The sequence below is a fragment of the Halorientalis sp. IM1011 genome (assembly GCF_001989615.1).
In the GTDB taxonomy this organism is placed as follows: domain Archaea; phylum Halobacteriota; class Halobacteria; order Halobacteriales; family Haloarculaceae; genus Halorientalis.
In genome coordinates, this window is record NZ_CP019067.1 from 1,636,901 (window position 1) to 1,648,613 (window position 11,713).

The 11,713-nt window shown below is 67.8% G+C and carries 13 protein-coding genes; 7 read left to right on the forward strand and 6 right to left on the reverse strand.

All coding sequences use genetic code 11. The features are described 5' to 3' along the window. Window positions 1-52: 52 nt before the first annotated feature. The 6 genes from BV210_RS08285 (at window position 53) to BV210_RS08310 (ending at window position 4,218) form a co-directional block, all read left to right on the forward strand. The gene (locus BV210_RS08285; RefSeq protein ID WP_077206174.1) at window positions 53-364 is read left to right on the forward strand and encodes an AbrB/MazE/SpoVT family DNA-binding domain-containing protein; all 312 of its coding nucleotides are present in this window, start codon (window positions 53-55) and stop codon (window positions 362-364) included. A 7-nt stretch (window positions 365-371) separates the two neighbouring features. Next, entirely contained in the window at window positions 372-923 is a 552-nt protein-coding gene (locus BV210_RS08290) for a hypothetical protein (protein WP_077206175.1), read from the forward strand. Between the two features lie 50 nt (window positions 924-973). Next, complete coding sequence (locus tag BV210_RS08295) at window positions 974-1,516, forward strand: poly(R)-hydroxyalkanoic acid synthase subunit PhaE (RefSeq protein WP_077206176.1); 543 nt, start codon at window positions 974-976, stop codon at window positions 1,514-1,516. Further along, window positions 1,513-2,958, forward strand: a complete 1,446-nt coding sequence (locus tag BV210_RS08300; RefSeq protein ID WP_077206177.1) for an alpha/beta hydrolase — start codon at window positions 1,513-1,515, stop codon at window positions 2,956-2,958. Before BV210_RS08295 ends, BV210_RS08300 begins: the two co-directional genes overlap by 4 nt. A 68-nt stretch (window positions 2,959-3,026) precedes the next feature. After that, a complete protein-coding gene (locus BV210_RS08305; RefSeq protein ID WP_077206178.1) occupies window positions 3,027-3,767 on the forward strand; it encodes a beta-ketoacyl-ACP reductase in 741 nt (246 codons plus the stop codon). A 1-nt stretch (window position 3,768) separates the two neighbouring features. Then, the gene (locus tag BV210_RS08310) at window positions 3,769-4,218 is read left to right on the forward strand and encodes a TIGR00725 family protein (RefSeq protein ID WP_077206179.1); all 450 of its coding nucleotides are present in this window, start codon (window positions 3,769-3,771) and stop codon (window positions 4,216-4,218) included. 190 nt (window positions 4,219-4,408) lie between these two features. Here BV210_RS08310 and BV210_RS08315 read toward each other — a convergent pair whose 3' ends face one another. Further along, complete coding sequence (locus BV210_RS08315; protein WP_077206180.1) at window positions 4,409-5,923, reverse strand: hypothetical protein; 1,515 nt, start codon at window positions 5,921-5,923, stop codon at window positions 4,409-4,411. A 45-nt stretch (window positions 5,924-5,968) separates the two neighbouring features. Further along, window positions 5,969-6,349: a universal stress protein gene (locus tag BV210_RS08320; protein WP_077206181.1), complete on the reverse strand. Its 381-nt coding sequence runs from the start codon at window positions 6,347-6,349 to the stop codon at window positions 5,969-5,971. Window positions 6,350-6,436: 87 nt separating this feature from the next. Between BV210_RS08320 and BV210_RS08325 the strand changes: the two genes are divergently transcribed. Next, on the forward strand, window positions 6,437-7,186 hold the full coding sequence (locus BV210_RS08325; protein ID WP_077206182.1) for a ribonuclease H-like domain-containing protein: 750 nt from the start codon (window positions 6,437-6,439) through the stop codon (window positions 7,184-7,186). A 103-nt stretch (window positions 7,187-7,289) separates the two neighbouring features. Here the strand turns inward: BV210_RS08325 and BV210_RS08330 are convergent, their stop codons facing one another. The 4 genes from BV210_RS08330 to BV210_RS08345 all read right to left on the reverse strand — a co-directional run bounded on the left by BV210_RS08330 (window position 7,290) and on the right by BV210_RS08345 (window position 11,594). Continuing rightward, on the reverse strand, window positions 7,290-7,979 hold the full coding sequence (locus tag BV210_RS08330) for a GNAT family N-acetyltransferase (RefSeq protein WP_077206183.1): 690 nt from the start codon (window positions 7,977-7,979) through the stop codon (window positions 7,290-7,292). An 86-nt stretch (window positions 7,980-8,065) separates the two neighbouring features. After that, window positions 8,066-8,419, reverse strand: coding sequence for a hypothetical protein (locus tag BV210_RS08335; RefSeq protein WP_077206184.1), 354 nt, complete (start codon window positions 8,417-8,419; stop codon window positions 8,066-8,068). After that, window positions 8,416-10,833 (reverse strand): penicillin acylase family protein, encoded by a 2,418-nt coding sequence (locus tag BV210_RS08340; protein ID WP_077206185.1) that lies wholly within the window; start codon window positions 10,831-10,833, stop codon window positions 8,416-8,418. The genes BV210_RS08335 and BV210_RS08340 overlap by 4 nt, the downstream gene beginning before the upstream one ends. A gap of 32 nt (window positions 10,834-10,865) precedes the next feature. Then, the gene (locus BV210_RS08345; RefSeq protein ID WP_077206186.1) at window positions 10,866-11,594 is read right to left on the reverse strand and encodes a hypothetical protein; all 729 of its coding nucleotides are present in this window, start codon (window positions 11,592-11,594) and stop codon (window positions 10,866-10,868) included. Window positions 11,595-11,713 lie beyond the last annotated feature (119 nt).

The following is an 11,713-nucleotide window of genomic DNA, read 5'->3' on the forward strand; positions in this document are numbered from 1 at the left end:
GGTGAGAAGCATAACCCTTATGGTGTCAGGTGGCGTAGAGAGGGGTGAAGGGATGACCGAGCAACACGACAGCGAGGACGGGTTGATGTGGCCCCCACAGATGATGAAGGGATTCCAGCAGGCCAGCGAGCAGGCGATGGAGCAGCAACAGGAGTTCATCCAGCAGCTGCTCGGTGCCAGCACGTCGGGCGTTGGCGTCCCCCAGCTGGGCGCGATGAGTCAGATGGCGACGTTCAAGACCCGCGTCCAGAGCGGCGGACGCATCAGCATTCCCGACGCCGAGCGCGAGGCGCTCGACATCGAGGAGGGCGACATCGTCCAGACTGTCGTGGTTCCGGTCAAGCGCAAGCGTTCCCAGGAGTGAACCCACTATGACAGAGTACACCACCCCCATCACGACGACGTTCGAGATGCAGCGCCAGGCGATCAAGCAGTCACAGAACGCGGTCGAGCAGGGCGTCGAGTTCCAGCAGACCGTCAGCGAGGCCTTCGTCGACAGCCTCGACAGCCAGGAGTCGGCCCAGCGCCGCACCGTCGAGCTGTCGAAGACCGCCTTCGACAGCTACCTCGACGCCGTCGAGAGTACGGTCCCCGGCGCGGCCGGCTCCGTCGAGGAGGTCCGCGAGGCCGTCGACGAGCAGTTCGAGTTCCTGCTCGAGAACCACGCCGAACTGTTCGAGAACATCGAGGCCGAGACCCGTGACGGCCTCGACGCCTACGAGGACCTGACGGCGGACTACCTCGAGGCTATGGACGAGCAGATCGAGATGGTGCTCGAGGCCCACGAGGACCTCGAAGGCCAGTCGATCGAGGCCGCCGAACAGGTCGAAGACCAGATCGAGCAGATGCAGGAGCAGGTCGAGCAGGTTCAGGACCAGGTCCAGGAGGTCCAGGAGCAGGCCGCCGACCAGATCGAGGCCTGACCTCGAACGAACGACCCGATTTTTTGTTGCCCGCGATATACGTTACCACCATGAGCGATACAACCAACGATCCGATGGAGGACTGGAACGAGATGGTAGAGGAGATGAACGACGCGGTCGCGGACTCCGTCGAGCAGAACATGAAGGCCCAGGCGGCCTTCATGGAGTCCTGGGCCGAGGCCGTCGAGGGCTCGATGCCCGAGGAAGACGAAGTCGCCGAGGGCTTCGAGGGGTACAACCGCGCCTACGAGGTGTGGATGGACGCCTCCGAGAAGATGTTCGAGCGCACGACCGACGCGGCCCAGGGCGAGGACGTCGACCCCTCGGAGATGCGCGACATCTGGCTCCAGTCGGCCAACGAGGCCTTCAAGGAAGTCATGGGCACGTCCGCCTTCGCCGCCGCCAACGGCCAGCTGGTCGAGGCGATGATGGACATGCAGGAGGAGGCCGACGAGGTCACACAGGACACCATCCAGCAGATGGGGCTGCCGACACGTGACGACGTGATGGAGGTCGGCGAACGACTGGTCGAACTGGAGCGGCGTCAGCACGCCGTCGAGCAGAAGCTCGACGAGATCCTCGAGGAACTATGATCAACCCGTTCGCGAACGCACTGAACGCCCAGCGTGAGGGGTTCGAGGCGATGGCCGACGCCGTCGACAAGGCGAGCGTCGCGCCCGAACGGGCCGGGCCGCTGGCGAGCATCGAGGTCGGCGAGACCCCCAGCGAAGTCGTCTACACCGAGAACAAGCTGGAACTGCTCCACTACAAACCCGAGGACGCCGGCATCGAGGTGCCCGAGGAGGAGCAGTGTGACGTGCCGATCCTCATCGTCTACGCGCTGATCAACAAGCCGTACATCCTCGACCTCCAGCCCGAGCGGTCGGTCGTGCGCCGCCTGCTCGAAGCGGGCCACGACGTGTACCTCATCGACTGGAACGAACCGTCCCGGATGGACCAGTTCCTCACGCTCGACGACTACGTCAACCGGTACATCCACAACTGCGTCGAGGAGGTCGCCGAGCGCTCCGGACAGGAGAAGATCAACATCCTGGGCTACTGCATGGGCGGTACCATGACGGCGATGTACGCCGCGCTCCACCCCGAAAAAGTCAACGCGATGGCGCTGATGGCCGCCGGTCTCTACTTCGACGATACCGGTGGCGTCCTCGAGGAGTGGGGGAGCGACGAGTACTACGACCCCGAGGACGTGACCAGCGCGTTCGGGAACGTCCCGGCGGGGATGCTCGACGTCGGGTTCGCCCTGATGGATCCGGTCGACAACTTCGTCTCGAAGTACGTCCGGCTGTACGACAACCTCGAGAACGAGGACTTCGTCGAGAACTTCGCCCGGATGGAGCGCTGGCTGGACGAAGGGATCGACCTCGCCGGCGCGGCCTACGAGCAGTTCCTGGGCGACATCTACCAGGACAACAAGCTCTACGAGAACGAGCTGTACCTGGACGGGAAACACGTCGACGTCTCGAAGATCGACATGCCCCTGCTCCAGCTCATGGGCGAGTACGACCACCTCATCCCGGCGGCGGCGAGCAAGCCGTTCAACGACGTGGTCGGCTCCGACGACATCGAGACCATCGAGTACCCGACCGGCCACATCGGCCTGTCGGTCTCGGGGTCGTCTCACGAGGACGTCTGGCCCCGCGCCGCCGAGTGGTTCCACGAACAGAGCGACGACGTGGAACTGGAAGACGAGGCCACCGCGATCGAGATCGGCGACGAGGCCGACGCGGCCGTCGAGGCCGAGGAGTCCGACGCCGAGGAGTCTCCGGGCGAGGACACCGAAATAGAGGTCGAGACGACGGAGAGCGAGGACGGCGAACAGGCGACGCTCACCGACGAGAACGCCGAAAGTGTGGAGACGGTCGCCGGCATCGGCCCGACCTACGCCGAGCGACTCACCGCCGCCGGCATCGAGACGACCGCCGACCTGGCCGCGGCCGACGCCGCCACCGTCGCCGAGGCCGCCGAGGTCTCGGAGTCCCGCGCACGGGACTGGATCGATCAGGTCGCCTGATTCCCACGACGGCAATTATCGCGCCGGTGTGCGAACATCCTTTTTGTTCCGCGGGTCGAACGTGACGTATGCTCGACGGACAGACCTGCCTGGTCACTGGGAGTTCACGCGGCATCGGCCGCGGTATCGCGGAGGAACTGGGGCGACACGAGGCCGAGGTGGTGGTCAACTACCGGTCCTCGGAAGCGGCGGCGCACGAGACCGTCGATGCCATCGAGGACGCGGGTGGGACGGCCATCGCCGTCCAGGGTGACGTCGCCGATTACGACGAGGTGCAGGCCATGTGTGAGCGGGTCCACGACGCCTTCGGCCGGGTGGACGTGCTGGTGAACAACGCGGGGATCACCATCGACAAGAAGTTCGAGCACATGACCAAGGAGGACTGGGAGACAGTGGTAGACGTGAACCTCGGCGGCGTCTTCAACTGCACGCACTGCCTGTTCGAGGACATCAAGGCGTCCGATCAGGGCCGACTGATCAACATCTCCTCGGTCGTGGGCCAGCAGGGCAACTACGGGCAGGCCAACTACGCGACCACCAAGTCCGGCCTCTTCGGCTTCACCCGGACGCTGGCGCTCGAACTCGCCTCGACGGGTTCGACCGCCAACTGCGTGGCACCCGGGTTCGTCAAGACCGACATGCTCGAAGACGTGCCCGAGCGCGTCCAGCAGAAGATTCTCGACCGGATTCCCCTCAACCGGTTCGCGGAGGTCGAGGACATCGCGGGGATCGTCCGCTTTCTCTCCAGTCGGGAGTCGGGCTACATGACCGGGCAGGTGCTGGCCGTCAACGGCGGCATGGAGTGGTGACGTGCGAGTCAGCGTGATCGGCGGTGGGGTGATCGACGAGGCGACTGCGGCGACTGCCCGCGAGGTTGGTCGCGAACTCGGCGAGCGCGGCCACACCGTCGTCTGTGGCGGCCTCGGCGGGGTGATGGAAGCGGTCTGTGAAGGCACACGGGAGACGGGGGGCGACACCATCGGGATCGTCCCCGGCCCCGACCGCGAAGCGGCCAACGAGTACGTCGACACGGCCATCGCGACGGACATGGGCAACGCCCGGAACGTCCTCGTGGCGCTGAACGGCGACGCGACCATCGCCATCGACGGATCGACGGGAACGCTCTCGGAGATCGGGCACGCGCTGGATTTCGGCCGGCCAGTCGCGGGGATCGACACACACGAGATCGAGGGGATCGAGGCTGTCGAATCGGCGGCCGCGGCGGTCGATCACGTGGAGTCGGCAGTGGGCGGGCGGTAGCGGACAACGAGCACCCGCGGGGCGAAGTCGGTCGAAAGGCGCGTCGCGCCTTTCGTGATGACGAGAGAGCTTTGCTCTCTCGGACCACGCCGTGGTCCTTCCCGAGCGCGGCACCACCGCGCTCGGGCTTTCTCCCCAAGTTTTCGCGCAGGGGGTCGCCTATGGCGCCCCCTCTACGGAAAAAGTGGGTTTAGAGCCAGTCGGCGAAGGAGCCTTCGATCAGCGTCTCGGTCTGGTTCTCGACGTAGCGGGCCTGCATGCCCCAGATGGCTTCGGTGAGGGGGACGCCGCGTTCGATCTGGCGTTCGACGAGGCCGTGTTTCCAGCGGGCGGGCGTCGTCCGGCGGTCGACGCGCTCCCGGAGGGGACGGATGTACCGGCGGGCCTCCTCGGTCGAGAGGCCGCGCAGTTCGAGGCCGTCGCGGGCGTACTCGAAGATCTCGCCGTAGATCTCGTCGATGGCTCCCGTCTCCGTCGCGTCGGCGGTGAGCCAGGTGAACTCCGCGTCGAGGCCGTCACAGACTGCGGCGTAGAAGTTGGCCTTTGCGGTCTGCCAGTCCAGGTTGCGGACGGGGTGTTCCCGGCGGGGCAGGCTCTCCATGAGGCCGCCGAACAGCGCCTGGAAGGCGACGGCGTCCCGGATGGTCGGTTGGGCGGCGAGCGGGCGGAACTCGATCCGGGCGTTGGCCGCCGACCGGGAGCCGCCGTCGAAGACGGGGCGGACCCACCGCCAGTAGGAGCCGTGCTTGTGCCGGAAGTGTCGGAAGCGGTCGTCGAAGCGCTGGCCGTCGGGCACGTCCATCGGGACGATGGTGCGGTCCTGTGCGATGTCGTGGATGGCGTCCTCGACGGTGTCGAAGTCGGGCGGGAAGCAGACCTTGGGGTCGCCCTCGCCGGTCGGCGGGTTGAGCACGTCCTCGAAGACGGTGATGCGGTTCTCCATCCAGGCGTCGGCGAGGATCTGCCCGGCGGGCACGTCGTCGTACATCTCCGGCGGGAAGAAGGGGGAGTTGGCACCGAGAGCGGCGAGCGGGCCGGCCACCCGGAGGGCGTAGGTGAAGTGCTCGGGCAGGTCGGGGGCGTGGGGGACCTGATAGTGGGGCTGGATCGAGGTGATGAGGCTCTCGGGCATCACCGTGTCGGCTTCCAGCGTGACGTGCGGGGCGTCGATCCGCAGGCCCGAGGGGTAGTCGGTGTTGGCCATCGTGTGGTAGCGCACCGAGTCGGACATGTTGGTCGCGATGCGAACGCCGTCCGCCTCGATGCTGTCACAGAGGTAGTCGGTGGCCGTCTCGCCGTTGGGCGGGACGGTCCACATGCCGTCGGCGACGAGGTGGATGTTCTCGCGGCCGACGGCTTCCTCGGCGGCGGCGACGTGGGCCTGCAGTTCGGCCTCCTGGGCTTCGAGCCCGTGCCGAGAGAGGGGAGCCGGCGAGGTCTGGAGTTCGGCGTTGTGGAGCCCGAGTTCCTTCTCGAAGCCGATGCGGTCCAGGAGCTGGCGGGGGACCCGCATCAGGGCGTCGGTCCGGTCGTCGACGGCGTACAGCTCCTGTTCGAGCCCGATGATGGCCTGGGAGTTGTCGAAGGTGCCGTCGTACACCTCCTCGATCAGTTCCTCGGCTTCGGCCTCTGCGCGTTCCTGGAACTCCTCGGCGTCGACCGTGAGTGCCTCCCTGACCTGTGCCGCGAGCTCGGAGCCGGACATACGCCTCCGTGTGCTGGCCTCGGTGAAAAGCGCGGGGGTCTCGGCTCAGTCGAGGTCGGGCAACGGGACCACGACGACGGGCACGTCCAGACTCACCAGCAGGTCGGCAGCGGTCCCACCCAGCCCGGGGGCGGCGTCGGGGTCGCCGCGTCGGGAGCCGATCAGCACCTCGTCGATGCCCCGTTCGGCGACCAGCGACTGGATCACCTCGCTCGGGCGGCCCTCCTCGGTGAGGGTCTCGACGGTCGGGTCGACCAGCCGCGTCCGGGCGACGTTCGTCGCGTCCCCTGCATCGCGGGGGTCGCCGTCGGGTTCTGTGACACTCACGACGATGACGGTGTCGTCGGCGGTGGCGCGGTCGCCGAGGTAGTCGCAGGCGGCCGCGGTGGTGTGGACCGAGGCGGTGGCGACGAGGAACGTGGTCATACTGACCGGTGCGTACGCGACCGACATAAATCGTCGCCGCGGCGGGCAGCCGACAGCGTTTTGTCCGCCGGACTCACCCGTGTCGGTGTGCGAATCGAGAACAGCTTCATCCCGGTCCGGGGCGTGGGCGAGACGACGGAGCGCCGGCTCTGGGAGGCCGGCGTCACCCACTGGGACGAGTTCGACGGGTCCGTCGTCGGCGACACCACCGCCGACCGCATCCAGTCGTTCATCGACACCGCCCGCGACCGGCTGGCCGACGGCGACGCCCGCTACTTCGGCGAGCAGTTCCCCAGCGGCGAGCAGTGGCGCATCTACGAGAACTTTCGATCGGACGCGTGCTTCTTCGACATCGAGACGACCGGCCTCTCACAGGAGCGGGACGAGGTGACGACGGTGAGTTTCCACCGGGACGGCGAGACCACGACGCTCGTCCGGGGCGACGACCTCACCATCGACGCCCTGCGAGCCCAGTTCGAGGACGCCGCCATGCTCGTGACCTTCAACGGGAAACGCTTCGACGTGCCCTTCCTCGAGACCTCCTTCGACCTCTCGCTGGATCACCCGCATCTCGACCTGATGTACCCCTGCAAGCAACTCGGGCTCACGGGTGGACTCAAGCGGATCGAGGGGGAGGTAGGCGTCGAGCGCGACCGCCCGGACATCACCGGGGAGGACGCCGTCCGCCTCTGGAAGGAACACCAGCGCGGGCGCGACGGCGCGCTCGAGACGCTGATCTCCTACAACCGCGAGGACGCCGTCAACCTCCGGACGCTCACCGACACCGTCGCCGACCGCCTCCACGACGACGTGTTCGCCCCCGTTGCCGAACGCTAGAGTCTGTCTCTCCACTCACCTTCCGACACCCCTTCGTTTCGACTGCGTAACCAGTTTGTGTGAGTGGGACTACTGGTGAGAATCGCTCCACCCGAAATCGTGGTCAGTCGTCTGACTCCTCGGTGGATTCGAACAGTTCGTCCACGTCGGCGGCGTCGGCGTCGAGCCACTCCTCCAGTCGGAACCACTCGGGCGCTTCGCGGTCAGAGAGTTCGGGCGCGGCGGGGTCGTCGACGGGGTCGTCGGTGTCAGTCCCGCCGTGGAGGTCGGGGGTGTCGGTCGGGTCCCGGTCGGCCTCGAGCGGTTCCGCGTCGGCGACGTGTTTGCGCATCCGGACGAACTCGACGGAGACGTCCTCGATGGTGGTCACTTCGTCGTCGAGTCGCCAGTAGCCGACCGACTCGTAGAAGGGGACGGCGTTGCGCGCGGCGACGATGTCGAGTTTCTCGATGCCCTGGAACTGCGCGGAGAGTTCGAGTTGCTTGACCAGCGCTGTCGCGACGCCGTGCCCGTGGTGGTCGGGGTGGACGTAGACGGCGTCGATGCGTTCGTCGGGGACGTTCAGCGCGCCGTAGCCGACGATCCGCCCGTCGCGTTCCCCGACGTGGACGACGAAGCGGTCGTCGTCGATGGCCTCCTCGAAGGTGTCGAGATAGCTGTCCTTGGGTTTCCAGGCGTCGACCTGTTCTGGACTGTACTGCCAGTGTTCGAGGTCCTCGATCGCGGCCCGCTTGATCGAGAGGATCTCCTCGGCGTCCTCCGACTCGGCTCGACGGAAGCGAACGTCCGACATCGCACGACCTGTCCGGGATACCGGAGCCGCGAATAAAAGTACTCGCAACGTACCGGCCCGTGACACACAGTCGAGAGCGGCCCGAATCAACGGATGCCACGCGCCAGCGCGCCGAGGAGGCTTCCGACGAGCGGGACGGCGGTGCTGACCGTGAGGACCTGGCCCATCCCGAGGTAGAGCACGAGGTCACCCCGCCCCGCGAGCCAGAGGGCGAAGACCAGCCAGGAGAGGACGCCGAATCCCAGTCCGGCGAGCAGGCCGCGACGGATCGAGGGCTGGACGAGCGCCACCAGTGCCCCGCCGAGGACGAACCCGAGCCAGTGGAAGGGGACGGTCACCAGTCCGACGACGACGGCCCCCGCAGTCGCGAGTCGGCGGCTGCGGAGGTCGGTGCGGAGCGCGTCGAGACGCGTGCAGAGCGTCGGCGACCGCGCGCTCATCGCTCGCCCTCCTCGAACCGCACGGCTACGGTGCCGTTCGTCCCGAGCGGGATGGGTTTGTACTCGCCGTCGGCCCAGGCGCGGAGCTGGTCGCGGTAGTGGTCGGAGAAGACCGAGCCGTCGTTGCCGCCGGGGAACGCGCCCTCGGAACGGGCCGACTCGGCCATCGGACAGATCATCCGCCAGCTACTGCCGATGGCCTCCTCGTGGCGGAAGTTGTTCAGCGACGCCGCCGAGCCGTCCGTGGGATAGCGGGGGTAGTTCAGCCACGACCGGTCGAACGGGTGATCGACGGCGGTCGTGTTGTAGTCACCGTAGGTCTCCCAGCCCTCCTCGTCGAGTTCCGTCGCTGCCCGGGCGAGCGCCTCGGCGATGGCCGCCTCCCGACCGTCGGGGAACCACTGCGAGTCGGGCGGGAGCCCGAGCACTACCCAGTCGCTCCCGTAGTACTCGGTCACGTCCCGTCGGTCGCCCAGGGCGTCGTCGAGTCGGGGTTCGAACACCACGTCCCGGTAGTGGTCGACGAAGCGGGCGAAGACCAGCGCCGCCCGCGAATCTCGATCCATCCGGTAGTCCCAGTCGGCGAGGTCGGCGAGCAGGGTCGCGGCGTCACCGTCGACGGCCGACCCCGCTTCCTGCATCACGGGGACGAACTGGGCCGCGCGCTCGTCGTAGGTGTCCCGCTGGAGGGCGCGCACGAATGCGGGGTCTGCGGGGTCGTCGCTCGCCACGCGGCGGTCGAGCCGATCCCAGAGCCGCAGTCCCCGGTAGGGGTCGCCGTAGGCTTCCGCGAAGTAGTAGGGGTAGTCGGCGTCGTCGACGACGCGCTGGTTGGCGGTCCCGAGATACTCCGGTTGCTCGGCGTGGGGCATCTCCGCGAACGGAATGAATCCCTCGCCGTCCCAGTCGGTCTCGTCGTAGGGTCGGTAGCCGGCCCACTCGCCCTCCTTCGCGGAGCCGTCGAACACGCGGTCACCGCGGACCTGCTCGCCGTCGGTGCGCCGGATCGGGACTTTGCCGACGACCCGGAAGTGGGTGTTGCCGTCGCGGTCGGCGTAGACGCAGCTCTGCGTGGGGAGGTCGAACCGCTCCAGCGCCGCGAGCGCGTCGTCGAGCCCGTCGCTCCGGTTGAGGTCGTGGACGGCCTCGGTCGTGCGGGTGGCACCGAGACCGGTCCAGGCCACGCCGACTTCGGTCCGGAGGTCGTCCCCATCGGCCTCGGCGGAGAGGACGGGTCCGTGGACGGTCTTGCGGACGGTCACGGTCCGGTCGTCGCCGCCGTCGACCGCGACGGTCCGCTCCTCGGTCTCGAAGTCGCGCCACTCCTCGCCGTAGCGATACTGGCCGTCGCGGGTCTCGTACTCGTAGAAGTCGATCACGTCCGCGCCGGCGTTGGTGAACCCCCACGCGCCGCCGTCGTTCTCCCCGATGACGACGAAGGGGACGCCCGGAAAGGTGACCCCGCGAACGGTCGTCTCCGGACCGTCCAGTCCCATCTCGTACCACACCGGCGGAGCCATCAGCGACAGGTGCGGGTCGTTGGCGAGGATCGGCGCGCCCGAGGCGGTGTGGTCGCCCGAGATCACCCACGAGTTCGACCCGACGCCCGGCGGCGACCCGAAGCCCGAGAGCCAGCCCTCGAGATCGGGATGGGTCGCGCGCCGGCCGCCGGTGTCGGACGGCTCGGTCGACTGGCGTGCCGCGGTGCCGCCCCCATGGTCCCCGGGTTCGTGGCCCAGAATGGCCGCGTCGTGATCGAGGCGGTTCGGATACAGTCCCTCGATGCCCGCGGCCCGGACCGTCTCGCGCCGGAGCGTCCGAAAGCTGCCCGTGAGCGTCCAGCCGATCTGTTTCTCGGCGAGCATCGCGTCGGCCGGTCGCCAGGGCTCGGGCTCGAACCCGAGCAGGTCGTACTCCGCGGGGAGCGGACGGTCGCCCTCGACGTGGCGGTTGACGCCCGCGGTGTAGGCCTCGACGAGGTCGCCGGTCTCGCTCCCGTCGAGTCGTTCCCACGTCGCCTCGGCGGCCCCGGCGAAGTCCATGGCGACGTGGAACCGATCCGAGTCGAGGGTGGCCTCGCCGACGACCGCGGAGAGTTCGCCCCGCAGCTGCCGACGCTGGAGGTCCATCTGGAACAGCCGATCGGCCCCCTGCGCGTAGCCGACCGCGAAGTACAGCGCCCGCTCGTCGTCGGCCGAGACGTGGGGCACGCCGCGGTCGTCGTAGCGTAGCGTCGCCGCGCCGTAGGGGCTCTCGACAGTCTCCGGGAGGTCGTCGTCGACGGTGTCCCAGAGGGCGCCGCTGAACGGCGCGAACCGGTCGAGGTAGCGCCGGATCGGTGTTCCGAGTGCGCCGGCGACGCCGCCCGCCAGCAGCGCCCCCAGCACTGTCCGGCGGGTTCGTTCTCTATCCATGACACCTCAGACGGGCCGAGACGTGAAAAAGCCTAGAACCCGAATCCGCCCCACCGCAGGTAGACCATCGCGACGATGATCAGCAGTTGAAAGAGGCCCTGGATCGCGCTGAGTTTCGCGTTGCGCATCCCGATCTCGCTGATGAGGTCCGCGTCCGGGTTCGCCGACTGCATCTCCAGGTACATCCGCACCTCGCCGGGCATCAACACGCCGAATCCCAGCACGCTGAGGACGGTGACGATGGCCAGGATGACCACGAACACCGGGCGCGTCATCCCGAAGTCCGGCAGGGCGACGGCCAGATAGGCCCCGCTGAGCAGGAGCGCGACGCCGAAGACCGCGAGCCACCGCCAGTCGGTGAACGCGTCGAACTGCCAGCCGATCAGGACGAGGGCGGGCAGCAGCGTCGCCGCGGTCAACAGCGCCAGCCAGGCGTGCGCGTGTGGGAACGGCCAGACCGGACTGCGGAGGACGAGCGTGATCCCGCCGGCGATCGTCACCAGCGCCAGCGACGGCAACAGGAACGATGTCTTCGGCGTGAGCCGCCGGAAGACGTTCGCCCGTTCCTCGACGGCCAGCCCGCCCAGCACCGGCCCCAGCACGAGCGCCATGAACAGGTCCGTCCCCGTCCACAGCACGCCCGCCATGACGTGAACGTAGGTGTGTTGCTGGAGCGTCCCGAGTGTCACGGCGTAGACGAGCGCGGCGACCGGAACGGCCACCGCCCCGACCGCGAACGCCGGATTCGCCCGTGTCCCCATACCACGTACCGTATTTCGTACCGAAACTGCCATCCTATCGGATGCGTCGAGAAGGTGTCAGAAATATATGACGGTCGTGTCAGGGTCGTGAAACCCACTGACAGCGGGACCGCCCAGCT

Coding starts and splice junctions, on each gene's coding strand:
- BV210_RS08345 (WP_077206186.1), bottom strand. CDS start 11,594: ATGGGGACACGGGCGAATCCGGCGTTCGCGGTCGGGGCGGTGGCCGTT.
- BV210_RS08330 (WP_077206183.1), bottom strand. CDS start 7,979: ATGTCGGACGTTCGCTTCCGTCGAGCCGAGTCGGAGGACGCCGAGGAG.
- BV210_RS08315 (WP_077206180.1), bottom strand. CDS start 5,923: ATGTCCGGCTCCGAGCTCGCGGCACAGGTCAGGGAGGCACTCACGGTC.
- BV210_RS08305 (WP_077206178.1), top strand. CDS start 3,027: ATGCTCGACGGACAGACCTGCCTGGTCACTGGGAGTTCACGCGGCATC.
- BV210_RS08290 (WP_077206175.1), top strand. CDS start 372: ATGACAGAGTACACCACCCCCATCACGACGACGTTCGAGATGCAGCGC.
- BV210_RS08320 (WP_077206181.1), bottom strand. CDS start 6,349: ATGACCACGTTCCTCGTCGCCACCGCCTCGGTCCACACCACCGCGGCC.
- BV210_RS08340 (WP_077206185.1), bottom strand. CDS start 10,833: ATGGATAGAGAACGAACCCGCCGGACAGTGCTGGGGGCGCTGCTGGCG.
- BV210_RS08295 (WP_077206176.1), top strand. CDS start 974: ATGAGCGATACAACCAACGATCCGATGGAGGACTGGAACGAGATGGTA.
- BV210_RS08285 (WP_077206174.1), top strand. CDS start 53: ATGACCGAGCAACACGACAGCGAGGACGGGTTGATGTGGCCCCCACAG.
- BV210_RS08300 (WP_077206177.1), top strand. CDS start 1,513: ATGATCAACCCGTTCGCGAACGCACTGAACGCCCAGCGTGAGGGGTTC.
- BV210_RS08335 (WP_077206184.1), bottom strand. CDS start 8,419: ATGAGCGCGCGGTCGCCGACGCTCTGCACGCGTCTCGACGCGCTCCGC.